Source organism: Ottowia massiliensis (assembly GCF_900240305.1).
GTDB lineage: Bacteria > Pseudomonadota > Gammaproteobacteria > Burkholderiales > Burkholderiaceae_C > Ottowia > Ottowia massiliensis.
Genome location: NZ_LT964854.1, coordinates 1,787,218 through 1,810,384, shown reverse-complemented (window position 1 = coordinate 1,810,384; position 23,167 = coordinate 1,787,218). Strand labels below are relative to the sequence as shown.

Below are 23,167 nucleotides of genomic sequence, written 5' to 3'. Positions count from 1 at the left end.
TCTCCCACGTCCACCCCATGGCTTTGATGCAAATTTCGGAACCCGGCCAATCGCCCAACCCCCACCAGCGCCGCCTGGCCGTGGGCATTGATCTGGGCACCACCCACTCCCTCGTGGCCGCCGTGCGCCACGGCGTGCCGGAATGCCTGCCCGACGCGCAAGGCCGCGTGCTGCTGCCCTCCGTGGTGCACTACCCCGCGCAAGGCGGGCGCCGCATTGGCTGGGCCGCGCAAGAAGGCGCGGTGCTGGATGCGGCCAACACCGTGGCCTCCGCCAAGCGCCTCATGGGCCGGGGCCTGGCCGACATTGACCACCAGGACAAACTGCCCTACGCCCTTAAGCAGCAGCCCGGCATGGTGGCCGTGGCCACGGCGCAAGGCGACAAATCGCCCGTGGAAGTCAGCGCCGAAATCCTTGCCACCTTGCGCCAGCGCGCGGAAGACACGCTCGGCGGCGCGCTGGACGGCGCCGTCATCACCGTGCCCGCCTACTTTGACGACGCCCAGCGCCAGGCCACCAAAGACGCCGCCCAGCTGGCAGGCCTGCACGTGCTGCGCCTCATCAACGAACCCACGGCCGCCGCCATCGCCTACGGGCTGGACAACGCCGCCGAAGGCATCTACGCCGTCTATGACCTGGGCGGCGGCACATTCGACATCTCCATATTGCGTCTGGCGCAGGGCGTGTTTGAAGTCATCGCCACCGGCGGCGATTCGGCCCTGGGCGGCGACGACTACGACCGCGCCCTGGCCGATTGGATCCTCGCGCAAACCGGCCTGACGCTGGACGGCCCCGCCGACAAGGCGCAAGTGCTGCACGCCGCCCGCGCCGTGAAAGAAAAACTCTCTGGCGCAGACAGCGTCTCCATCAAGCTCGCCACCGCCCATGCCAAGGCAGAAGTCACCGTGCGCCGCAGCGACTTTGAAGCCGCCACCGCCGATCTCACCGCCCTCAGCCTGGCCGCCGTGCGCCGCGCGCTGGCCGACGCGCACCTGGCCCCGCAAGACGTGCAAGGCATCGTCATGGTCGGCGGCTCCACGCGCATGCCGCAAGTGCGCCAGGCCGTGGCCGCCCTGTTTGGCCGCGAGCCGCTCACCAACCTCAACCCCGACGAAGTTGTGGCCCTGGGCGCGGCCGTGCAGGCCAACCAGCTCGTGGGCAACCACAGCGCCGAAGGCGGGCAAGACTTGCTGCTGCTCGACGTCATCCCCCTCTCGCTGGGCATCGAAACGATGGGCGGGCTGGTCGAGCGCATCGTCCCGCGCAACCAGACCATTCCCACGGCCATGGCGCAAGACTTCACCACCTACAAAGACGGCCAGACAGCCCTGGCCCTGCACGTGGTGCAAGGCGAGCGCGACCTGGTGCAAGACTGCCGCAGCCTGGCCCGCTTCGAGCTGCGCGGCATACCGCCCATGAGCGCGGGCGCGGCCCGCATCCGCGTCACCTTCACCGTGGATGCCGACGGGCTGCTCACCGTCAGCGCGCGCGAGCAAACCAGCGGCGTGCAGGCGCAAATCAACGTCAAGCCCAGCTACGGCCTTTCTGACGAGCAAATTGCCCGCATGCTGCAAGACAGCTTCGCCACCGCCCAGGCCGACAAACAGGCCCGCGCCCTGGCCGAAGCCCGGCTGGAAGCCGACCGCCTCATCCTCGCCACCGAAAGCGCCCTGCAAGCCGACGGCCACCTGCTGGGGCCCCAGGAGCGCGCCGACATCGACGCCCTCATCCTCTCGCTGCGCGCCATCGCCGCCAACAGCGAAGACGCCGCCGCCATCGACGCCGCCGCCCACGCCCTCTCCCAGGGCACCGAAGCCTTTGCCGCCGCCCGCATGAACGCGGGCATCCAGAAAGCGCTGGCGGGCCAATCGCTTGACTCCATCTGACACAAACACACCAAGCCCACGATGCCCAAAATCACCGTCCTGCCCCACCCCGAACTCGCGCCCAACGGCACCGAATTTGACGCCACCCCCGGCAAATCCATCTGCGAAGAACTGCTGGACCACGGCGTGGAAATCGAACACGCCTGCGAAATGAGCGCCGCCTGCACCACCTGCCACTGCATCGTGCGCAAAGGGCTGGACAGCCTCAACGAACCCGACGACACCGAAGAAGACCTGCTCGACCGCGCCTGGGGCCTCACCCCGCAATCGCGCCTGTCATGCCAGGCCATCGTCGGGCAGGAAGACCTCACCGTCGAAATCCCGCGCTACTCCATCAACCACGCCCGCGAAAACCACTGATGGCCCGTCAAATCGTTCTGGACACTGAAACCACCGGGCTGGACGCCGCCGGCGGCGACCGCATCGTGGAAATCGGCTGCGTCGAACTCATCGACCGCAAACTCACCGGCCACAACCTGCACCTGTACATCAACCCCGAGCGCGACAGCCACCCCGACGCCGAACGCGTGCACGGCCTGAGCACCGCCTTTTTGAGCGACAAACCCAAATTTGCCGAAATCGCCCGCCAGTTCCTCGACTACGTGCAAGGCGCGGAAATCATCATCCACAACGCGCCCTTTGACGTCGGCTTTCTCAACAAGGAACTCGAACGCCTGGGCCTGCCGCCCTTGTCCGAACACACCGGCGACATCACCGACACCCTCGCTCTGGCCAAGCAGATCTACCCCGGCAAGCGCAACAGCCTCGACGCCCTGTGCGACCGCCTCGACGTGGACCGCTCCAGCCGCACCCTGCACGGCGCCCTGCTTGACGCCGAACTGCTCGCCAGCGTCTACATCAACCTCACGCGCGGCCAGGAAACCCTGCTCATGCAGGCCGACGACGCCCACGAAAGCGCCGCCGCCCAAACCCTGGAGCTGGACGGCGAAGACCTCTCCGCCATCGAACTGCCCGTCATCGCCGCCACCGAAAGCGAACGCGCCGCCCACGCCAACATGCTCGCCGGCATCGACAAAGCCAGCGGCGGCCAAACCCTCTGGCGCCAGGGCGGCTACATCGCCAGCCCCGAAGCCGCCGCCTGAACCCGGCAGGGCGCTTTCTGCCCTCTCGGCGTCTGTCCAAGGTCTCCCGGGCCTTGTTTGCCCGGCGGTCACGTGCCGTTGCCCCCAATCCGTGTGCCCGCTCGGGCGTGGGGGTGAAAGCCTGCGGAAAGCGAAATTTTCCGGAGCACCGGCGCAAGGCAGCTGGCGCTGGAGTGCGCCGCCGCCGCACCCAATCAGCGGGCCTTGCCCGTTCAAGCCGTGCACTTCGCCAGCCAGAAAGCCCTGCACGCCTGCCGGGCAGGCTGGATTGCCGTGGCGCGTTTTTTATCAAAAACAGGAGCAAATTCAGGCGGGCTTTAAACCTGCTTTGCGCACATTCCTCTAAGACCTCATGCTATGGATACAGGAGCGAATTGAGGCCGCCCAGAGGGCTATGCCCGCCACTGCTTGGCTTGCTGCTGGGCGCGCCACAGGGCGGCGTAGCGGCCGTTTTTTTGCAGCAGCTCTTCGTGCGTGCCCGCTTCCAGTGCGCGGCCCTGGTCGATCACGATGNGAGGCCGCCCAGAGGGCTATGCCCGCCACTGCTTGGCTTGCTGCTGGGCGCGCCACAGGGCGGCGTAGCGGCCGTTTTTTTGCAGCAGCTCTTCGTGCGTGCCCGCTTCCAGTGCGCGGCCCTGGTCGATCACGATGATTTGCCGTGCGCCCACGATGGTGGACAGGCGGTGCGCGATGACGATGACGGTGCGCTCCTGCACCAGGGTTTCAATGGCGCGCTGCACGGCGCATTCGCTTTCGGTGTCCAGCGCCGCCGTCGGCTCATCCAGCACGACGATGGGCGCGTTTTTGAGCAGGGCGCGTGCGATGCTGATGCGCTGGCGCTCGCCGCCCGACAAGCGCCCGCCCGCTTCGCCGATGCGCGTGTGCCAGCCTTGCGGCAGGCGTTCGATGAAGTCCAGGCACTGGGCGGCGCGGGCGGCCTGCCTGACTTCTTCGTCGGTGGCTTCGGGGCGGGCCATGCGGATGTTGGCCAGCACGGTGTCGTCAAACAGGTAAACGTCCTGAAAGACGACGGAGATCAGGCGGTTGAGCGTTTCGGGCGCAATGTGGCGCACGTCCACGCCGCCAATGCGCACGCTGCCCGCTTGCGCGTCGGCGTGGCGCATGAGCAGGCGGGTGACGGTGGTTTTGCCCCCGCCCGAGGGGCCGACGAAGGCGGTCATGCTGTGCGCGGGCAGCGTGGCGCTAAAGCCGGAAAGCACCTTGGGGCCGCCGCTGGCGTAGGCAAAGTCAATGCCTTCAAAGGCGATGTCAAAGCGCAACGGCGTTTGCCCGGGCGAAAGCTGGGGCAGCGGCGGCACGGCCAGCAGGGGTNCGGCATCTTCCACGGTGGAGAGCCGGTGCGCCACCAGCAGCACGGTTTTGCCTTTCATCAGCTCTGAGAGGGCGGCCACCAGCGCGGCTTCGTTTTCGGGGTCGGCAAAGGCCGTGGCTTCGTCCAGCACCAGGATGGGCCGGTTTTGCAAGATGGCGCGGGCAATGGTGATGCGCTGGCGCTGCCCGCCCGAGAGGAACACGCCGCGCTCGCCAGCCAGCGTGTCGTAGCCCTGGGGCAGTTCGCTGATGAATTCGTGCGCTTGTGCGGCGCGGGCGGCGTTTTCCACGTCTTGCTGCGTCGCTTCGGGGCAGCCCAGGCGGATGTTGTTGGCAATGGTGTCGGCAAAGAGGAAGGTGTCCTGAAAGACGAAGGCCACTTGCTGCATGAGGGTGTCGCTGGCGATGCGGCGCACGTCGGCCCCGCCCACGCGCACGCAGCCTTGCGATGCGTCCCAAAAGCGCGGAATGAGCCGCGCGACGGTGCTTTTGCCCGCGCCGGAGGGGCCGACCAGCGCCGTGACGCTGCCTGCCGGGGCAGTGAAGCTGACGCCTTGCAGGGCGGGGGCGGCGTCCTTGCCTTCACCGCCCGTGCTGCCCGCATCGCCCTCGCTTGCGCCGTAGCTGAAGCTGACGTTTTCAAAGGCCACGCTGGCGTCTTGCGGCTGCTCGCCAGGCGCGGGTGGCTCGGGCAGGGGCGGCTCGCTGAGCACTTGCTGGATGCGGTGGATGCTGAGCTTGGCGGCATCGATCAGGTGGTAGAGCACCATGAAGGGCATCATGGCCTCGGCCATGCCCGCGCCAATGAGCAGCGCGGCCACCCACACGCTGAAAGCCAGCTTGCCGGCCGCCAGCCACCAGCCGCCCAGCCACAGCAGCGCCGCCAGCGTGGGCAGGGCCGAGAGCACCGTCATGGAAAAGCGCGCCGAAAAGCCCAGCCGCGCGTACCACTCCTTGAGCACGGCCAGATACGCCGCCAGCGCGGCCTGGTAGCGCCCGAAGCTGGCGCTGCCGCTGTCAAACGTGCGCACCACGGGCATGGCCTGCACGAATTCAACAATGCTGGCGGCCACCTGCTCGCGCGCGGCGTTGTAGCGCTCGTTCATGTTCAGCTCGCTGCTTTTGCGCATGAGCAGGCCCATGACGGCAAAGCCCAGCGCGGGCACGGCCAGCGCGGCCAGCGCCAGCCGCCAGTCCAGCCACAGCAGCGCCGCCAGCGTGATGAGCGGCGCGGCGTAGGCGCGCGCGTACAGCGGCGTGGAATCGGCCACGAACACATGCAGCGCCTTCACGTCGTCAAACATCACCTTGGCCAGCGGCCCCGCGCCCAGCGCCTGCACGCGCCCCAGCGGCAGACGGGCCACATGCGCGGCCAGTTGCGAGCGCAGCAGCACTTCCAGCCGGAAGGCGGCGTAGTGCGACTGGTTGAACGCCGCCTGCCGCAGCACATAGGCCGCCACCGTGCTGCCCAGCAGCGCCAGCATGGGCGGCCAGGGCCACTGCCCCGGCGCGGCCAGCAGCGCATGCAGCACCTGCGCCAGCAGCGCCAGCGACAGCACCGACAGCGCCGCCGAGGCGCAAGCCAGCCCCATCGCAAAGCGGATGCGGCCGCGCACCGGATCCATGATGCGCCAGGGGTTGTCCGGCGCGGCAGGCGGGGGAGCGGATGAGGAATTGGGCGCAGCCGCCCGCGCGGCGGCGGGCGGGGCTGAAGGCGCAGATAGAGGCGCAGATGAAGGCGCAGAGGTGGGCGCGCGGTTTGGTTCCATTGCTTGCATGTCTCCTTCCAGCAGCAGGCGGCGGCCGGCCACGGGCCGATGCCGCCGCAAGAGCCAGCTCAAAGTCCGTTCCGCAGGCGCGCAAGTGCAACCTTGGGCGCTCGCGGGGCTTGCCTATCTCCGGCGAGCCACACCGCACAAAACCTGTCCGCGCCTTGCGGCCTGCCCCGGTCCGCAGCCTGTCACGGCCAGACGCTGAACCGGCTCCAAAACAGAGCCATTCTCACCCAGACCCAACGCCCGCGCGGGAAAAACCCATGCCGCAGCCGGAAATTTCCCGCCGTGGTGCATGAGCGAAGCCGCCTTGTTTTCCGCTTCCGAAAAGATAGCGCGATGTCCTGGTGCAGAAAGCGCAGAAGCCTTTTTGATGGCCCCTGAATTCGCTCCTGTTTTTGCGTGCTGATGCGCGGCTTTCGCGCTGGCCGTGAACCCCGCGCTTGCGGCCAGTTCGTGAGCCGGTGCGGCTGACGGCTGCCGCAGGGCTTGCCCGGGCTGCCGGGCTGCATCAGAAACAGGAGCGAATCCAAGGGGCTGAAATGGCGCTCTGCGCAGATTCCACTATGACATCATGCTATGAATGAAGGAGCTAAAAACCGGCTGATTCCGCTTCTGGCGCCGCCTTGCTCCCTGGGCGTTCGCGCGCGGGGCGCTTCTGAAGCGCTTGCCGGATGAACCGGACGGCCGCGCCGGGCCGGTTGCGTCAGGCGGGCGGCTGGGCGCCGCTTTTCGCGCGGCAGGCGGCGCACAGGCCCTTGACTTCCACGCTTTGCGCGGCAAAGCCGGTGTCGTGCAGGGCTTCGTCCAGCGCCTGGGCCACGCGCGGGTCGCTGCACTCGGTGGTGCCGCCGCATTGGGCGCACACCAGCATGACGATGCGCGCGTGCGGGGCGTGCGGGCCTTCGTGCTGGCACAAAACAAAAGTGCTGTTGGCGGCCACTTTGTGCGCCAGGCCCTGCTCCACCAGAAAGTCCAGCGCGCGATAGACCGTCATGGGCGCCACGCCCGGCTGGCGGGCCTGCATGTCGGTGAGCAGGTCATACGCCTTGGCGGCGCCGCCCCGGCGGATCAGCAGCGAGAGCACTTCCGTGCGCACGGGCGTGAGCTGGCTGCCTTGCGCGGCGCAGCGCGCCTGGGCGGCGGCCAGCTGGCTTTTCTGCGCGGGGTTGAGCGCGATGGCGCGGCGGCGGGCGGGGCGTGGGGCGGGGCTGCGGCTCATGTGGGAAAAGAGTGGTTTTCTGAAGGGGCGCAGGCCTGGGGGCTGCGGCTACAGGCCGCCCAGGCACACGTATTTCATTTCAAGGTATTCGTCCAGGCCGTGCGCGGAGCCTTCGCGGCCCAGGCCCGATTGCTTGACGCCGCCAAAAGGGGCCGCTTCGTTGGAGATCAGCCCCGTGTTCACGCCCACCATGCCGCATTCCAGCGCTTCGCTGACGCGGAACACGCGCGCCACGTCGCGGCTGTAGAAGTAGCTGGCCAGGCCAAATTCCGTGGCGTTGGCGGCGGCGATGGCCTCGGCCTCGGTTTCAAAGCGGAACACGGGCGCCAGCGGGCCAAAGGTTTCCTCGCGCGCGCAAAGCATGTCGGCGCGGGCGTGGGCGATGACGGTTGGCTCGAAAAACCGCCCGTGCAGCGCGTGGCCGCCTGCGGCCAGGCGGCCGCCTTTGGCCAGCGCGTCGTCCACGTGCTGCTGCACTTTTTGCAGCGCGGCTTGATTGATGAGCGGGCCGATTTCCACGCCCGGCTCAAAGCCGTTGCCCACCTTGGCCGCGCGCGCGCGCTCGGCCAGGCGGCTGACGAATTCGTCATACACACCCGCCTGCACGTAAAAGCGGTTGGCGCACACGCAGGTTTGGCCCGCGTTGCGGAACTTGCTGGCAAAAGCGCCCTGCACGGCGGCGGGCACATCGGCATCGTCAAAAACAATGAAGGGCGCGTTGCCGCCCAGCTCCAGCGCCAGCTTTTTCACCGTGGGCGCGCACTGCGCCATGAGCACGCGGCCCACTTGCGTGCTGCCGGTAAAGCTCACATGGCGCACCGCCTCGCTTTCGCACAGCGCCTGGCTGTAGGCCGCCGTTTGCGTGCCGGTGATGACGTTGAGCACGCCAGCGGGCAGGCCCGCGCGCGCGGCCAGCTCTGCGGCGGCCAGGGCCGTCAGCGGCGTGAGCTGCGCGGGCTTGATGACCACGGGGCAGCCCGCCGCCAGCGCCGGGGCCACCTTGCGCGTGATCATGGCCAGCGGAAAGTTCCAGGGCGTGATGGCCGCGCACACGCCTATGGGCTGGCGCATGACCAGCAGGCGCTGGCCGGGCGCGGGCGCGGCGGGCATTTCGCCGCTGGCGCGCCGGGCCTGCTCGGCAAACCACTGCACGAAGCTGGCGCCGTAGGCCACCTCGCCCAGCGCCTCGGCCAGCGGCTTGCCCTGCTCGGCGGTCATGATGCGGGCCAGGTCTTGCTGGTGCTGCATGAGCAGCTCAAACCAGCGCAGCAGCGCCGCGTGCCGCGCTTTGCCCGTGAGCGCGCGCCAGGCGGGCCAGGCCGCTTCGGCGGCGGCAATGGCCTCGCGCACTTGCCCGGCCGACACATCCGCCACGTCGGCCAAATGCCGCCCCGTGGCCGGGTCCGTGACCGCAAAGCGGCCCTCGCCAGAGCGCCACTGGCCGTTGATAAAAGCATCGGTTTTCAGCAGGGCCGGGTCTTGAAGCTGGGCAAGGGGCATGGCGGTTTTCGTCCAGAGAAGGCAAGGGACAGGGCAAGAGGCAGGAATGGCCCGGATTGTAGAAATCCGCTCCGCCGGGCCTGGCCCGTTTCACGCGCCGCGCCAGCCGCCCGGGCACGGCCTGAAGCCCGCCGGATTTCGCTACTTCTTCAATAGCAGCAAAGCCCGTTGAACCTTGCGAGAAAGGGCCTTTTCGGGGCCTTGAATTTGCTCCTGAAAAAGAGCAAAACAGAGAGGGATCAAGCAAGAAGCTCCATGCGCCGCGCCCGGGGCCTGAAACGTTTCCGAATGCCTGCATGGTGATGGGGCATTTCCATGCGGCATTTCCATGCGGTTTTTGCCCCGGATGAGCCGGGCCGTTTCGGCAGGTTTTCGGGGCCGCCCATCAGGCGGCGGCCAAAAAAATTCAACCCCGCCGGGGCTGGCGGGGTTGAATGGCGGCGCGCCGGGCCGCTGCGTTTCAATTGTTCAATTGAAAGGGGGAAATGAATGGAAGAAAACCCGCTTGCCCCGGCCATATGGCCGCAGTCCATACGGCATGCAGGCTCTTCAATTCCCCATCAGGCCGTTTGCGCAATATCTATTCAAGCATCAGAAGCGATGTTGAATGCCGAGACCGTAGTTGTTTTTGTTCCCCAGACGCAGGTAATCGGCGTAAACAAAAGTGCGCTTGGACAAGGCATATTTTGCCTCCACCACGCCCTCTGTGTATTTCTTGTATTTCTGGATCATATTCTGATAGTGAACTTCACTCTTGCGCTGGCGTTGCAATTCAATTGCCAGCGAAATATTATCAAATTTAACAGAGCCACCAATACTGAAACCGGCCAATTTAATATTACCCCCGCCAGGAAGTGGCGTAGCAAGCTGTGCATTACGGGTATCATAATATCCAGCCGACAGGGCAAACATACCAAAATCATATTTAGCACCCAAGGCATAATTAGCCTTGGCATCCTGAATCTTGTTGTATGCAATACCCGCCGCAAGCGGGCCATTTTCATAAGTCAAATTCAGGTCATATTTGGCCTTGTCGCCGTGATCGCCTTTAGCGATAAAAGCGACTTCGGCACTGAATCCGCCCAATACGGGTGTTTTATAGCTAAATTGACTATTAGAGCGCGCCCAACGTCCCGCAGCTCCATAACGTTGCAAAGATGGAGAATAGCTAGCATCGCCCACAATGCTCCATTTCGTTATTGCGTTATAGCTGGGTGTTTCAGAACGTCCCATCTTGAATTGCCCAAAACCGCCTTCCAACCACAAATGGGCGGCGCGGCCATAGGTTTCATTCCCCTGCCTTAAAAATCCGTTGGCGGAAGCCGTTGCGCCATTTTCCATATTGACGTATTGCTCCAGCCTGAAACCCGCTTTCAGACCGCCACCCAAATCCTCAATACCCCGGAAACCGATATAGCTAGTTGCGTTATTTACCACATCACCGCTAATCATCCCCGTTTTCTGCCCACTCATTTTCCCAATCCCCACATCCGCCACGCCATACAGCGTGACCGAAGATTGGGCGTATGCAGCGCCGCAAAGCAGCGTCAAAACGGCCAGGGCCGGCAGATTCTTTTTCATTTGGATTTCCTTTCCAATCAAGGGCAATGGTGAATAAACCCTTTGCAGGGCGCGAAAAACGGTGTGCATTAAATCACAGTCTTGTTCGAGCGCCAACAGGCCAGGCCCGTAAAAACGCGAAGCCGCGCCGCCATTTGCCCGCGCCAATCTCTTTTCCCGGGCGGCGCCGGGGCCTGCGCGGCAGGTGTTGCGCTTTTTCAACCGGGCCAGGGCCGGAAATCCGCTTGAAGCCTGTCCGCAGGCGCAGGCAGCGCCCCGGTTTCACAGCAGGAACCCGGGCCAATTCAAGGCCCGGCAATACCCCCTGCCGCACGGTTTGGCGGGCTTTGCCGCCATCGAACAAATAGCAGTATGAGCGACGGTTCTCTGGGAGCGGGCGCTGAAAGGATTCCGGGAAGCCGCTTTCCCGCGCCAGTTTTCAGTGCCGGGCAGCGGCATCCGGGCGTCCGCGCCACGCAAGCGCCCCGCATGCTGGCCGGGCCGGGCGCCGTTTGCTGATTCAGCTTCTTTATTCGTAGCAGCATGTCCCGGTGGAATAAGCGCAGACGGGCATTTCAGGCCCCGTTGATTTGCTCCTGTTTTTGCTTCGTTCTGGCAAGTGGCGCGGCGCTTGAAAGCGCTGCTTCAGTCTGCCGCCGCACCAGGCGGGCGCGGGTCTGCCGCTGCGCGCTGCGGCTATTTGCCGACGCGCATGGTTTATGTTTGTTTCAATCGTCGTCATAATCTGCGCGGCGTATCAAACCGCAACCGCCTTGGCGCGCTTGCTTTTTTCTTCAAGGAAATCACAACGTGGACATCACCCAGCTGCTGGCCTTCAGCGTCAAGAACAAGGCCTCTGACTTGCACCTGTCTGCCGGCCTGCCGCCCATGATCCGCGTCAATGGCGACGTGCGCCGCCTCAATGTGGAGCCGCTGGAGCACAAGGAGGTGTTCGCCATGCTCTACGACATCATGAACGACACCCAGCGCAAGGTGTATGAGGAAAACCTGGAGGTGGATTTTTCGTTCGAGATTGAAGGGCTGGCGCGCTTTCGCGTGAATGCCTTCAACCAGAACCGGGGCGCGGCGGGCGTGCTGCGCACCATTCCCAGCAAGATTCTGACGCTGGAGCAGCTGAACTGCCCCAGGATTTTTGGCGACCTGGCGCTCAAGCCGCGCGGGCTGGTGCTGGTGACGGGGCCAACGGGTTCGGGCAAGTCCACCACGCTGGCGGCCATGATCAACCACCTCAACGAAACCGAATACGCCCACGTGCTGACGGTGGAAGACCCGATCGAGTTCGTGCACGAATCGAAAAAGTGCCTGATCAACCAGCGTGAAGTCGGCCCCATGACGCACAGCTTCGCCAATGCCCTGCGCTCGGCGCTGCGTGAAGACCCGGACGCCATTCTCGTGGGCGAAATGCGCGATCTGGAAACCATCCGCCTGGCCATGACCGCTGCCGAAACGGGCCACCTGGTGTTCGGCACGCTGCACACTTCCAGCGCCGCCAAGACCATCGACCGCATCATTGACGTGTTTCCGGCTGAAGAAAAGGAAATGGTGCGCGCCATGCTCTCCGAGTCGCTTCAGGCCGTGATTTCGCAGACGCTGTGCAAGAACAAGGACGGCTCCGGCCGCGTGGCCGCGCATGAAATCATGATTGGCACGCCCGCCATCCGCAACCTGATCCGCGAGGCCAAGGTGGCGCAGATGTACTCGGCCATCCAGACCGGGCAGTCGCTGGGCATGCAGACGCTGGACCAGAACCTCACCGAGCTGGTGCGCCGCAACGTCATCAGCGCAGCCGAGGCGCGCTCCAAGGCCAAGATTCCTGAAAACTTCCCCGGCTGATCATCTCCGGCCGCCTTCCCGGTTCATCCACTTTCTCCCGCACGCACATGGAACGCGATCAGGCCAGCAAATTCATCAACGATTTGCTCAAACTCATGCTCACCCGCAAGGGCAGCGACTTGTTCATCACCGCCGACTTTCCGCCCGCCATCAAGGTGGACGGCAAGGTCACCAAGCTTTCGGCCCAGCCGCTCACGCCCGCGCACACGCTCACCCTCGTGCGCTCGGTCATGAGCGACAAGCAGGCCGCCGAGTTTGAAGCCACCAAGGAATGCAACTTCGCCATCTCGCCTGCGGGCATCGGGCGCTTTCGCTGCAATGCCTTCGTGCAGGCGGGCAAGGTGGGCATGGTGCTGCGGGTCATTCCGCAGGAGCTGCCCACCATCGACACGCTGGGCATGCCGCAAATCCTGAAAGACGTGGCCATGACCAAGCGCGGCCTGGCCATTCTGGTGGGCGCCACCGGCTCGGGCAAGTCCACCACGCTGGCGGCCATGGTGGACTGGCGCAACCTCAACAGCTACGGCCACATCATCACCGTGGAAGACCCGGTGGAGTTCGTGCACCCGCACAAGAACTGCATCGTCACCCAGCGTGAAGTGGGGCTGGACACCGAAGGCTGGGAAGCCGCGCTGAAAAACACCCTGCGCCAGGCGCCCGACGTCATTTTGATGGGCGAAATCCGCGACCGCGAGACGATGGAGCACGCCGTGGCCTTCGCTGAAACCGGCCACCTGTGCCTGGCCACGCTGCACGCCAACAGCTCCAACCAGGCGCTGGACCGCATCATCAACTTCTTCCCCGAAGAGCGGCGCGCCCAGCTGCTGATGGACTTGTCGCTGAACCTGCGCGCGCTCATTTCGCAGCGCCTGATTCCGCGCGAAAGCGGCAAGGGCCGCATTGCCGCCGTTGAAATCATGCTCAACACGCCGCTGATTTCCGACCTCATCTTCAAGGGCGAAGTCACTGAAATCAAGGAAATCATGAAAAAGAGCCGCGAGCTGGGCATGCAGACTTTCGACCAGTCGCTGTTCGACCTGTTTGAAGCCCACCTCATCAGCTACGAAGACGCCCTGCGCAACGCCGACTCGGCCAATGACCTGCGCCTGCAAATCAAGCTCTCCAGCCAGCGCGCCAAGACGCTTGACCTGGCCGCAGGCACCGAGCACCTCGAAATCATGTAGGCCCCAGCCCGCCTGCTGGCCGGCGCAGGCCGCCGGGCGGCATCAAAAACAGGAGCAAATTCAAGGGGCGAAAACACCGTCTCGCGCTGGCTGTACTAGGACCTCATGCTATGGATGCAGTAGCAAATGAAGCCAGTTTTCGCGCCGCCCGCATGCGATCTTTCCGTCCGCCTGCGCCTGGCGTCTTGCCGGAGAGCCTGCTTGCAATCCGGCCCTGAAAACCCGCGCCGCCAGCGCCGCAACCCCTGCTGCCGGGCAGGCCGCCAGACGGGCGCCGCGCCCTAGAATCCGCCCCATGCCCGACGACGCGCCGCAGTCTTTCAACCTCACCAACCATTTTTTGATTGCCATGCCGGGCATGGAAGACCGCTTTTTCTCGCGCAGCGTGGTCTATGTGTGCGAGCACAGCGCCAAAGGCGCGCTGGGGCTGGTGGTGAACAAGCCGGGCGATGTCACGCTTTCAGACCTGTTCGAGCAGCTGGATCTGCCCCTGCCCAGCGCCGGCATGGGCGCGCGGCAGGTTTACATGGGCGGGCCGGTGCAAACCGAGCGCGGCTTCGTGCTGCACGACCCGGTGCGCGCGGATGAACTCAAGGCCGACGAAACGGCTTATTCCTCCACGCTGATCGTGCCCGGCGGGCTGGAGATGACCGTCTCGCGCGACGTGCTGGAAGCCGTTTCCCTGGGCGGCGGCCCCCGGCGGCTGATGGTGATGCTGGGCTATTCCGCATGGGATGAGGGGCAGCTTGAATCGGAGATGGCTGACAACAGCTGGCTGACGGTGCAGGCCACGCCCGACATCATTTTTGACGCGCCTGCTGAGCAGCGCTACGAGCAGGCGCTGGGCCTGCTGGGCTTGCAGGCATGGTCAATCACGCCCGGCGCAGGCCACGCATGAGCGGCGGCGCTTCTTCCCCCGTGGCAACTTCCGCCGTGTCCTTCATGGCCTTTGATTTCGGCCTCAAGCGCACGGGCGTGGCCACGGGCAACCGCATCACCCGCAGCGCCACGCCGCAAGGCGTGATCCGCGCCGAAGGCAAGGCGCGCTGGCCGCTGGTGGCCGAGCGCATCGCCCAGTGGCAGCCCGACGCGCTGGTGGTGGGCGTGCCCTTTCACCCCGATGGCGCGCCGCATGAAAACACCGCGCGCGCGCGCCAGTTCGCGCGCCAGCTGCGCGGGCGCTTTGGCCTGCCCGTGCATGAGGTGGACGAGCGCTACAGCACCACAGAGGCGCGCGAAGAAATGCACACGATGGGCGCGAAAGACGTGGACGCGGCCAGCGCCGCCATCATCCTGGAACAGTTTTTGAGGAGCCTTCCATGACCGCAAGCCTGGCACTCGATGCCGAATCGCTTTACGCCGAGCTGCGCCGCGCCGTGCAGCCGCTCATGGGGCCGCACACGCGGCTGGCGGGCGTGATCTCCGGCGGCTGGTGGCTGGCCGAGCGCCTGCATGCCGATCTGGGCCGCGAGGGCGAACCGGGCGCGGTGTCTTCCGCCCTGCACCGCGACGATTTCGCCAGCCGGGGCCTGAGCAGCAGCGGCCAGACGCGCCTGCCCTTTGAAGTGGACGGCAGCGACATCCTTTTGCTCGATGACGTGCTGCACACGGGCCGCACCATCCGCGCCGTGTTGAACGAGCTGTTTGACTATGGCCGCCCCGCCCGCGTGCGCCTGGCCGTGCTGGTCGATCGCGCCGGCCGCGAGCTGCCCGTGGCCGCTGACGCCGCTGCGGCCCGCGTGGCCCTGCCCGCCGCGCAGTCCCTGGCGCTGGCGCGCGATGAAAACGGGCGCTTCGAGCTGAACGTGCGCCCGCGCTGAACCTGACCGGCCCCCTTCCCTTCTTCCTGCACTGCCTTGCGCCGCCATGCCAAACACACCCAACCCCCAGCTCAACAAAAACGGCGAGCTGATTCACCTGCTGTCCACCGAAGGGCTGCCGCGCGAAGTCATCACGCACATTCTCGACACGGCCTCGCAGTTCGTGAGCGTGAACGACCGCGAAGTCAAGAAAGTGCCCCTGCTGCGCGGCAAGAGCGTGTTCAACCTGTTCTTTGAAAACTCCACGCGCACGCGCACCACTTTCGACATCGCGGCCACGCGCCTGTCGGCAGACGTCTACACGCTGGACATCGCGCGCTCATCCACCGCCAAGGGTGAAAGCCTGCTGGACACCATCGCCAACCTCAGCGCAATGGCCGCCGACATCTTCGTGGTGCGCCACGGCGAAAGCGGCGCGCCCTACCTGGTGGCGCAGCACGTGGCCCCGCACGTGCACGTGGTCAATGCGGGCGACGGCCGCCACGCGCACCCCACGCAGGCGCTGCTGGACATGTACACCATCCGCCACTACAAAAAAGACTTCTCCAGCCTCACGGTGGCCATCGTGGGCGACGTGCTGCACTCGCGCGTGGCGCGCTCCGACATTCACGCGCTCAAAACCCTGGGCGCGGGCGAAGTGCGCGTGGTCGGCCCCCGCACGCTCGCGCCCGCCGATTTCGCCGCAATGGGCGCGCGCGTGTTCCATGACCTGGAAGAAGGCATCCGCGACTGCGACGTCATCATCATGCTGCGCCTGCAAAACGAGCGCATGAGCGGCGCGCTGCTGCCCAGCAGCCAGGAATATTTCCGGCGCTTTGGCCTCACGCCCGAGCGGCTGCGGCGCGCCCGGCCCGACGCCATCGTGATGCACCCCGGCCCCATCAACCGGGGCGTGGAAATCGACTCCGCCGTGGTCGATGGCGGCCAAAGCGTCATCCTGCCGCAAGTGACTTTCGGCATCGCCGTGCGCATGGCGGCGCTGAGCATCGTGGCAGGCAACGCCGCCTGAAAACCTGTTCGGAAAACAGGCTCTCCGAAGCGCCCGCAACCCCCTCTTTCTTCGCAGCACCATGAAACTCCTCATCGAACAAGGCCGTGTGATTGACCCGGCCAGCGGCCGCGACGAAGTGGCCGACATCGCCATTGCCGCAGGCCGCATCGTCGCCATCGGCAAAGCGCCCGGCAGTTTCACGCCCGACCGGCGCCTGAACGCCGCCGGCTGCATCGTTGCCCCCGGCCTGATCGACCTGTGCGCGCGCCTGGGCGAGCCGGGCAACGAACACGCCCGCATGCTGGAAAGCGAAGTGGGCGCGGCCATTGCAGGCGGCGTCACCAGCCTGGTCTGCCCGCCCGACACCGACCCCGTGCTCGACGAGCCGGGCCTGGTTGAAATGCTCAAGATGCGCGCCGAGCGCCTGCACCAGTCGCGCGTGCTGCCGCTGGGCGCGCTCACGCGCGGCCTGGCTGGCGAGCAACTCACCGAAATGGCCGAACTGACCGAAGCCGGCTGCATCGCCTTCGGCCAGGCCGACGCCCCCCTGATCAACACGCAAGTGCTGCACCGCGCCCTGCAATACGCCAGCACCTTCGGCTACGCCGTCTGGCTGCGCCCGCAAGACGCCTGGCTGGGCGCAGGCGTGGCCGCCAGCGGCGCCATCGCCAGCCGCATGGGCCTGGCCGGCATCCCCGCCGCCGCCGAAACCATCGCCCTGCAAACCCTGCTGGAGCTGCTGCGCGCCTTCGGCGCCGGCCACGCGGGCAGCCCGCGCGTACACATCTGCCGCCTCTCCAGCGCCAAAGGCGTGGCGCTGCTGCGCCAGGCCAAGGCCGAAGGGCTGAACATCACCGCCGACGTCAGCATCAACTCCCTGCACCTGAGCGACGAAGACCTGGGCTACTTCGACTCCGCCGCCCGCCTGCTGCCGCCGCTGCGCCAGCCGGCCGACCGCCAGGCGCTGTCCGACGCCCTGGCCGACGGCACGATCGACGCGCTCGTCTCCGACCACACCCCCGTCACCGCCGACGCCAAAACCCTGCCCTTTGCCCAGGCCCAGCCCGGCGCCGCCGGCCTGGAGCTGCTGCTGCCCCTGGCCCTGCGCTGGGGGCAAGCCCCAGGCGGCCCCGGCCTGCGGCGCGCGCTGCAAGCCATCACCAGCGGCCCGGCCCACGTGCTGGGCGCGGCCCTGGGTTCGCTGCAAGCCAGCCTGGGCCGCCTCACCGAAGGCGGCATGGCCGACGTGTGCGTCTTCAACCCGCAAGCGCGCTGGCCCATCGACCCCGCCCAACTGCGCAGCCAGGGCGCAGCCACGCCCTTCGCCCGGCAAGAAGCCACAGGCCAGGTGCGCTTCGCGCTGGTCGGCGGGCAAGTGGCGTTTGAAGCCTGAAAACCCGGCCGCAAGACAGCCCGCAGACGCGGCCGTGAATGCATGAAGCGAGATAAGCCGTCCGCCGCTCTGTTTTCGCTCCTTGATTCATAGCATTGGGTCCTAGTGCAGAAAGCGCAGAGAGGAATTTCAGCCCCCTCGAATTTGCTCCTTTTTTTGATGCGCGTTCAGCCAGAAAATAAATACAACTACCAGTATGTAAGCGCATACATATAGAACGACCCCTATTGCCAAACGCCTGCCGCAAAGCGCACGATGCGCGCTCCCATTCACTTTGTTCAAAGGAGCTTTCATCATGGTCACAGGCGTTCGTCCCCCATCCGCCCCTCGTCTGCCCGCCACGCAGCCACAAGACGCCCAGCCTCACGCCCCATCCGCTGCGCCCGCCCCGGCGGGGCAGTCCGCTGCGCAGCCCGGCCAGACCCTGCGCGACCTGGCCCAGAACCCCGAAGGCCAGCATCCCCTCGGCCCCGCCCACGCGGCCCCGGAACTGAGCGCCGCGCAAAAAGCCGCACAACAAACCAATGAAACCCTCAGGCAGCAGCTCGACCCAGCCGACTGGGACGCCGTGCTCTACCAGGTGGAAAAAAACTTCGGCCCCGGCTCATTTCGCAATGGCATCGTGGTGATTGACAAGGCGCATGCCAAGAAAGCAGGGCAGCGCACCCGCGCGGACTATTACGGCCCTAGGGTGAACCCCAATCTCCGCATGAGCGCCGCCGCCGCCGAAAAAATCAATGAAACGCACGGCACAAAGATTGACTTTGGAACCATTGCCAAATTTGAAGGCGGCCTGGCCCTGAACGGCTATGTTCCCTGGTGGCCCGCCGATCTGGTGGTTTCAAAGGACGGAGCCATTTCCATTGACAGGGCGACAGAGGAAATCAATGGCCGCAACATGCTCAAGGGCAAAGACAACCGCTCGGGCGTCACGATTGGCGTGGGCGTGGATCTGGGGCAGCAGGCCCCGGAAGCTTATAAAGACCGCCTGCGCAATTTCGGCATCAAGCAAGAGCTGATTGCCAAGCTGGAGCCTTACATGGGGCTGATCCGGGGCCAGGCCATAGAAAAGCTGAAGGAAAAACCGCTGAGCCTGAGCAAACAGGAAGTGGAGCAGGTTGTCGCGGAAATGAAAAATGAAATGCTCAAAGACCTGGCTAGGGAATATAAAGATCTGACAAAGGATATAAAAAAACACAGGGAATTCAAAGAACTCGCCATTGAGGAGCAAACCATTTTGTTTTCAAGAAAGTGGCAAAATGGCAATCTGCAAATTCCCGCATCCAAAGCCATTGCCAAGTCTTTCTCTCTGGGCCTGGTTCGGGACGCGCTTGACAAGCTGGTTCCTGCCAATTATCCGGGGCAGGAAAAACGAATCAACAAGGAGCATGATTATCTTGAAGCCTGGCTGTCTTGCATACATGAAGAAAGACACAAGGTAAAGCCTGAAGGACAGGAGGCAAAGTAAATGAAACGAATGCTTTGGGCCATGCTGCTTGCCCTGGCGTGCGGCAGCGCCGCCGCAAAGGGCAAGAAGGCGCATTTTTATTATCCACGCCTGGAAGGCACCTATGTCATGGTCAAAAGCATTCCCCCTCCGACAGACGATGCCGAAATATCGGACTCAACCTTCTTTGAAGGGCAGAAACTATCCTTCGTACGCCATGACGATTTTTTTGAATATTATCCGCACACCAGGGAGGAAAGAAGCAATCACGAGATGCTGTTTTATCCGCCATTTTCCGACTCGATGTGCCGCCAGACAACTTGGTATCACTGGTGCAGGGATGAACACCGGCGAATGCCGCAGAATCTCATACAGAGAAATATCGGCGTTATTATCTATGACGCTGACGATGATGACTTGGCGGCCATCAGCAAGCTATTGAAGCCCTATGGCATCACTCCGGAGCGGCAAAACTACATGGTCAGTTTTACTGGAGGTTCAGGTGGCCCAGGCTATATCTTTTATTTTGCCGGCCGTGACATACTGATTAATTCAACGTACCGCTCGCAGATGAAAGATGGGAAAGAGCATCTCACCAGCATCGTCCAGATTTTCAGAAGAACCAGCTCCACGGTCAAAACCTGGGATGGCGATTTCCGCGTTCCGGCCGCAAAAAAACCGTCTGGGCGGTGAGCTGGGGCCGTGAAAGTGCGGACCGGAGCGGGGCGCAAGGCGCAGCCGGGTCTTGCGCCCCGGCGAGGATTGGCAAACGCCGCAGGGTGCCCGGTTCTGCGTTTTTCGCGTCACGGACAGATTGCGAACAGGCTCCGGGAAGGCTCTTTGCCCTGAAGCATGCATCCAAAACAGGAGCGAATTCGAGCACGCCAAAATGCCAGTCTGCGCACGTTCCACCAGGACCCCATGCTATGAATAGAGGAGCTAAAGCTCCTGCTGCATTCCGTCCTGTTCAGAAATCCAGCGTTGCCGAAAGCCGCAGTGTGCGCGGCTCGCCCATGGCCAGGCTGGCGAAGTAGGGCTTGGTCCAGTAGGCGCGGTTGGCCGCGTTGGCCAGCGTGGCGCGCAAGGTGAACGGGCGGCCCGCCACGCGCGTGGCGTAGCGCGCGCCCAGGTCGATGACGGCGCGGCCGGGGATGGACAGCGCGTTGTCCGCGCTGAGGTATTGCCGCGATGCGGCGGCGGCATGGGCCGTGAGCGTCAGGCCCTGCGCGGCGGGCCAGGCCGTGCCCGCGTCCCATTCCACGCCCAGCTTGGCCTGCCACCTGGGCACGCCCGTGGCCTGGCGGCCTTCGTGGGCGGCCTGGGCGGCGTGAATCACCTTGGCCTGCGTCCAGGCCAGGCCGCCCATCAGGCGCAGGCCGGGCCGGGCCTGTCCGAAAAAGCCCCATTCCACGCCCCGGTTGCGCTGCATGCCGCCGAATGAGAAGAAGTTGGTGAGCAAGTCGGTGTAGCTGCCGGGCCGCCTGATTTCAAACACGCTGAAGGTGTGCGCGAATTCGCCCAGGTCGAGCTTGAGGCCCGCTTCTTTCTGCCGCGTTTTGAAGGGCGGGAAGGCCTGGCCCGCGTTGGCGGCGGTGGCGGGCGCGATGGCCCCTTGGCTCAAGCCCTCTGCGTAGTTGGCGTAGAGCGATATGCGGCTGCCGGCCTTGTAGAGGATGGCGACAGAGGGCGTGGTGGCGCTTTGGCTGTAGCGCGCGCCCAGCTGCGCGCCGCTTGCGCCGCTGAAGGTGGCGCTTTTTACCTGCTGGCGGCGCGCGCCCAGCGTGATTTGCAGGCGCTCTTGCATGAAGGAGAGCGTGTCGGCTGCGCCGATGCTGGACAGGCGCGTGTCGGTGCGGGTGATGGCCGGGGCGGGGCTGGGCAGCGCCACTTGCGGCCCCCACGCGGGGTGGTAGAGGCTGGTGGTCCAGCCGCCGGGCAGCAGGCCCATGGCGCCGTTGAGGCGGTAGTTTTCGCTGTAGTGCGTGAGCTGGAGCGCGAGCTGGTGGCCCACGGCGCCCGTGTGCAGCCGGCCTTTGAGGCCCGCTTCGGCGGAGCGCCTTCGGGCCGTGTCGGCCACGCCGCCGAAGTTCAGGCGCATGTCGCCCGCTGCGTTGATGACTTGCCCGATGCCCATGAGCGTGTCAAACGCCGTGTGGCTGGCGCCGGCGGCGGCCCAGGCCGTCAGGTTTTGGCCCCAATCGAACTCGCCGCGCAGCATGGCCCCTTTGTCCACGCTGTCGTAATAGGCCCAGGGCGGGTTCCATGACACATCGGGCCGGGGCGGCGCGGGCACGGTCAGGCCGGGCGCAAGCGTCAGCCCGCGCGTCATGCCCTTGACGCGGTCTTGCGTGCGGTACAAGTCGGCCGAGACGCGGGCGCGCCCGCCCGCGCCGCGCCAGTCCAGCCCCAGCGAGGCCAGCGTGGCTTTCTTGCGCTGCGTGTTCACGGCGGTTTCGCCGTTGCGCCAAACGCCGTTGAAGCGCACGCCGAACTGCTGCTGTTCGCCCAGGCGGCGGCCCACATCCACATGGCTGCCAAAGTGGCTGTCCGACTGGTAAATGGCCTTGACGCGCGCCAGCGGCTCGCTGCCCGCGCGCTTCGGAACCAGATTGACCGCGCCGCCCGTGGTGCCCTTGGGCGGCATGCCGTTGAGCAGGGCTGATGGCCCCTTGAGCACTTCCACGCGCTCCAGCATCTCGGGCGCGTTGCGGAAGTAGGCGGCCATGCCGGGCAGGCCGTTGAGCATCACGTCGGCCACGAGCGAAGGCAGGCCGCGAATCGTGTAGCTCTCGTTGCTCTCGCCCGGCGCGCCGCTGGCAAACACCGCCGGATCATTGCGGGCGATGACGTCGCTCACGTCGCCCGCCTGGCTGTCTTCCATGAAGCTTTCGGTGTAGGCGATGGTGGAAAACGGCGTTTCCATGAAGTCTTTGCCGCCCAGCAGGCCCAGGCGGGCGCGCGTGGCCACGTGGCCGCCCGCGTAAACGGGCGCGGCGGCGGCCTCCTGCACTTTCACCTCGGGCAGCGTGGCGGGCTGCTTCGCGTTCTCTGCTGGCGCTGTTTGTGCTGTTTGCGCCGTCTGCGCCGACGCGGCCGCCGCCGCCAGCGCCAGGGCGGACAGCAGCGCCCTTTTGCCCCGCGTCGAGTTGGAATGGAATGGCTTCATGTGATGCTCCTGCAACGTGAACGAAAGCAGCCCGTCAGGGCTGCGGACTGATTTAGTTGCATCATATTAAACTAATTCGCATGTGAAGCCTGATTTCGCTCCTTTATCCATAGCGTGATGTCCTAGTGGAATCTGCGCGAAAGCTGTTTTCCGCTGCCTGAATTCGCTCCTTTTTCCGAGGCGCCTTAAGCTGCCGTGGACAATCCGCCCCGCCATGCCGCAGCGGCATGGCCCAGCAAAGAAGGCATTCCATGAGCAACGAGCCGCCAGCCCCCGCGCGGGGCCGCCCCCGCACCCTGACCCGCGAACGCATTGCAGAAGCCGGCATGCAAATCGGCCTGCCCGCCCTTACCTTCACCGGCGTGGCCAGCGCGCTGGGCGTGAGCCACGTGGCGCTTTACAAGCACGTGCCGAATCTGGAAGAACTCAAGCGCCTGGTGGCCGCCGAAATTTTTGAGCGCTGGCAAATGCCCCCGCTGCCGCAAGAGGGCGCAGAAGGCGGCGGCGCGGAGGGCGAAAAGGGCGAAAAGGGCGAAAGCGGCAAGGGAAGCGGTGATCTGGAGGCCTACCTGCTGGCCTTCACCCATTCACTGCGTGAACTGGCCCGGGCGTATCCGGGGCTGGCGCCCTGGCTCATCCGCCGCGCCGCCGCCACGCCCGCCATGACGGCGCGCATTGACGAGCACCACGCCCAGGTGGCGCGCGCTTTCGGCATCTCCAAGGAAGACGCGCGCCAGACGCTGGCGATGGTGGCCTTTCACTGCATCGCCGTGGCCGACACCGTCTGCGCCACGCCCGAAGCGCCGCACGCCAGCGCGCAGGAAAACAGCGCGGACAGGGCCGAGATCGAAGCCGATTTCGAGCGCGGCATGCGCGCGCTCATTGCCGGCGCGCTGCTGCGGCTGGGCCGCACTGCCGCGCCGCCAGATTGAACTGG

18 protein-coding genes are annotated in these 23,167 nt (G+C 65.3%); 13 read left to right on the top strand and 5 right to left on the bottom strand.

The window, feature by feature from the left end:
• Positions 1-17 precede the first annotated feature (17 nt).
• Genes hscA through dnaQ form a run of 3 tightly spaced genes read left to right on the top strand, consistent with a single transcriptional unit; the run spans position 18 to position 2,989 of the window.
• Positions 18-1,886 (top strand): Fe-S protein assembly chaperone HscA, encoded by a 1,869-nt coding sequence (gene hscA / locus C1720_RS08080; protein WP_102283848.1) that lies wholly within the window; start codon positions 18-20, stop codon positions 1,884-1,886.
• Between the two features lie 21 nt (positions 1,887-1,907).
• Positions 1,908-2,246 (top strand): ISC system 2Fe-2S type ferredoxin, encoded by a 339-nt coding sequence (gene fdx / locus C1720_RS08075; protein ID WP_050714821.1) that lies wholly within the window; start codon positions 1,908-1,910, stop codon positions 2,244-2,246.
• Positions 2,246-2,989, top strand: a complete 744-nt coding sequence (dnaQ, locus tag C1720_RS08070) for a DNA polymerase III subunit epsilon (RefSeq protein WP_102283847.1) — start codon at positions 2,246-2,248, stop codon at positions 2,987-2,989. Before fdx ends, dnaQ begins: the two co-directional genes overlap by 1 nt.
• A gap of 530 nt (positions 2,990-3,519) precedes the next feature.
• On the opposite strand, the gene C1720_RS14265 is transcribed toward dnaQ, so the two are convergent.
• The 4 genes from C1720_RS14265 to C1720_RS08050 form a co-directional block, all read right to left on the bottom strand.
• Positions 3,520-5,946 (bottom strand): ATP-binding cassette domain-containing protein, encoded by a 2,427-nt coding sequence (locus C1720_RS14265; protein WP_369406079.1) that lies wholly within the window; start codon positions 5,944-5,946, stop codon positions 3,520-3,522.
• 853 nt (positions 5,947-6,799) lie between these two features.
• Complete coding sequence (locus C1720_RS08060) at positions 6,800-7,315, bottom strand: Fur family transcriptional regulator (RefSeq protein WP_102283846.1); 516 nt, start codon at positions 7,313-7,315, stop codon at positions 6,800-6,802.
• A 48-nt stretch (positions 7,316-7,363) separates the two neighbouring features.
• Positions 7,364-8,815: an NAD-dependent succinate-semialdehyde dehydrogenase gene (locus C1720_RS08055; protein ID WP_102283845.1), complete on the bottom strand. Its 1,452-nt coding sequence runs from the start codon at positions 8,813-8,815 to the stop codon at positions 7,364-7,366.
• Between the two features lie 591 nt (positions 8,816-9,406).
• On the bottom strand, positions 9,407-10,597 hold the full coding sequence (locus C1720_RS08050; RefSeq protein WP_146006927.1) for a porin: 1,191 nt from the start codon (positions 10,595-10,597) through the stop codon (positions 9,407-9,409).
• A 588-nt stretch (positions 10,598-11,185) separates the two neighbouring features.
• Between C1720_RS08050 and C1720_RS08045 the strand changes: the two genes are divergently transcribed.
• The 9 genes from C1720_RS08045 (at position 11,186) to C1720_RS08005 (ending at position 19,757) form a co-directional block, all read left to right on the top strand.
• Entirely contained in the window at positions 11,186-12,229 is a 1,044-nt protein-coding gene (locus tag C1720_RS08045; protein ID WP_102283843.1) for a type IV pilus twitching motility protein PilT, read from the top strand.
• Positions 12,230-12,276: 47 nt separating this feature from the next.
• On the top strand, positions 12,277-13,413 hold the full coding sequence (locus C1720_RS08040) for a PilT/PilU family type 4a pilus ATPase (RefSeq protein ID WP_050714831.1): 1,137 nt from the start codon (positions 12,277-12,279) through the stop codon (positions 13,411-13,413).
• Positions 13,414-13,708: 295 nt separating this feature from the next.
• The gene (locus C1720_RS08035) at positions 13,709-14,311 is read left to right on the top strand and encodes a YqgE/AlgH family protein (RefSeq protein WP_050714832.1); all 603 of its coding nucleotides are present in this window, start codon (positions 13,709-13,711) and stop codon (positions 14,309-14,311) included.
• The gene (gene ruvX / locus C1720_RS08030) at positions 14,308-14,736 is read left to right on the top strand and encodes a Holliday junction resolvase RuvX (protein ID WP_102283842.1); all 429 of its coding nucleotides are present in this window, start codon (positions 14,308-14,310) and stop codon (positions 14,734-14,736) included. The genes C1720_RS08035 and ruvX overlap by 4 nt, the downstream gene beginning before the upstream one ends.
• Positions 14,733-15,233, top strand: coding sequence for a bifunctional pyr operon transcriptional regulator/uracil phosphoribosyltransferase PyrR (gene pyrR, locus C1720_RS08025; protein WP_102283841.1), 501 nt, complete (start codon positions 14,733-14,735; stop codon positions 15,231-15,233). Before ruvX ends, pyrR begins: the two co-directional genes overlap by 4 nt.
• 46 nt (positions 15,234-15,279) lie before the next feature.
• Complete coding sequence (locus C1720_RS08020) at positions 15,280-16,242, top strand: aspartate carbamoyltransferase catalytic subunit (protein ID WP_050714835.1); 963 nt, start codon at positions 15,280-15,282, stop codon at positions 16,240-16,242.
• A gap of 61 nt (positions 16,243-16,303) precedes the next feature.
• The gene (locus tag C1720_RS08015; RefSeq protein ID WP_102283840.1) at positions 16,304-17,617 is read left to right on the top strand and encodes a dihydroorotase; all 1,314 of its coding nucleotides are present in this window, start codon (positions 16,304-16,306) and stop codon (positions 17,615-17,617) included.
• Between the two features lie 709 nt (positions 17,618-18,326).
• Entirely contained in the window at positions 18,327-19,085 is a 759-nt protein-coding gene (locus C1720_RS08010; RefSeq protein ID WP_158241676.1) for a pesticin C-terminus-like muramidase, read from the top strand.
• Positions 19,086-19,757 carry a hypothetical protein gene (locus C1720_RS08005; protein ID WP_146006925.1) on the top strand — a complete coding sequence of 224 codons (672 nt, stop codon included), beginning with the start codon at positions 19,086-19,088 and terminating at the stop codon, positions 19,755-19,757.
• A gap of 274 nt (positions 19,758-20,031) precedes the next feature.
• Here the strand turns inward: C1720_RS08005 and C1720_RS08000 are convergent, their stop codons facing one another.
• Positions 20,032-22,230, bottom strand: a complete 2,199-nt coding sequence (locus C1720_RS08000) for a TonB-dependent receptor (protein WP_102283837.1) — start codon at positions 22,228-22,230, stop codon at positions 20,032-20,034.
• Positions 22,231-22,481: 251 nt separating this feature from the next.
• Here C1720_RS08000 and C1720_RS07995 point away from each other — a divergent pair, with 251 nt between their 5' ends.
• Positions 22,482-23,162, top strand: a complete 681-nt coding sequence (locus C1720_RS07995; RefSeq protein ID WP_102283836.1) for a TetR/AcrR family transcriptional regulator — start codon at positions 22,482-22,484, stop codon at positions 23,160-23,162.
• Positions 23,163-23,167 lie beyond the last annotated feature (5 nt).

What these genes read in the sequence shown, in the direction of transcription:
- C1720_RS08040 (WP_050714831.1), top strand. Translation starts at nt 12,277, where the DNA reads ATGGAACGCGATCAGGCCAGCAAATTCATCAACGATTTGCTCAAACTC.
- C1720_RS08000 (WP_102283837.1), bottom strand. Translation starts at nt 22,230, where the DNA reads ATGAAGCCATTCCATTCCAACTCGACGCGGGGCAAAAGGGCGCTGCTG.
- hscA (WP_102283848.1), top strand. Translation starts at nt 18, where the DNA reads ATGGCTTTGATGCAAATTTCGGAACCCGGCCAATCGCCCAACCCCCAC.
- pyrR (WP_102283841.1), top strand. Translation starts at nt 14,733, where the DNA reads ATGACCGCAAGCCTGGCACTCGATGCCGAATCGCTTTACGCCGAGCTG.
- C1720_RS08015 (WP_102283840.1), top strand. Translation starts at nt 16,304, where the DNA reads ATGAAACTCCTCATCGAACAAGGCCGTGTGATTGACCCGGCCAGCGGC.
- dnaQ (WP_102283847.1), top strand. Translation starts at nt 2,246, where the DNA reads ATGGCCCGTCAAATCGTTCTGGACACTGAAACCACCGGGCTGGACGCC.
- C1720_RS08020 (WP_050714835.1), top strand. Translation starts at nt 15,280, where the DNA reads ATGCCAAACACACCCAACCCCCAGCTCAACAAAAACGGCGAGCTGATT.
- C1720_RS08010 (WP_158241676.1), top strand. Translation starts at nt 18,327, where the DNA reads ATGAGCGCCGCCGCCGCCGAAAAAATCAATGAAACGCACGGCACAAAG.
- fdx (WP_050714821.1), top strand. Translation starts at nt 1,908, where the DNA reads ATGCCCAAAATCACCGTCCTGCCCCACCCCGAACTCGCGCCCAACGGC.
- C1720_RS08035 (WP_050714832.1), top strand. Translation starts at nt 13,709, where the DNA reads ATGCCCGACGACGCGCCGCAGTCTTTCAACCTCACCAACCATTTTTTG.
- ruvX (WP_102283842.1), top strand. Translation starts at nt 14,308, where the DNA reads ATGAGCGGCGGCGCTTCTTCCCCCGTGGCAACTTCCGCCGTGTCCTTC.
- C1720_RS08055 (WP_102283845.1), bottom strand. Translation starts at nt 8,815, where the DNA reads ATGCCCCTTGCCCAGCTTCAAGACCCGGCCCTGCTGAAAACCGATGCT.
- C1720_RS07995 (WP_102283836.1), top strand. Translation starts at nt 22,482, where the DNA reads ATGAGCAACGAGCCGCCAGCCCCCGCGCGGGGCCGCCCCCGCACCCTG.
- C1720_RS08005 (WP_146006925.1), top strand. Translation starts at nt 19,086, where the DNA reads ATGAAACGAATGCTTTGGGCCATGCTGCTTGCCCTGGCGTGCGGCAGC.
- C1720_RS08060 (WP_102283846.1), bottom strand. Translation starts at nt 7,315, where the DNA reads ATGAGCCGCAGCCCCGCCCCACGCCCCGCCCGCCGCCGCGCCATCGCG.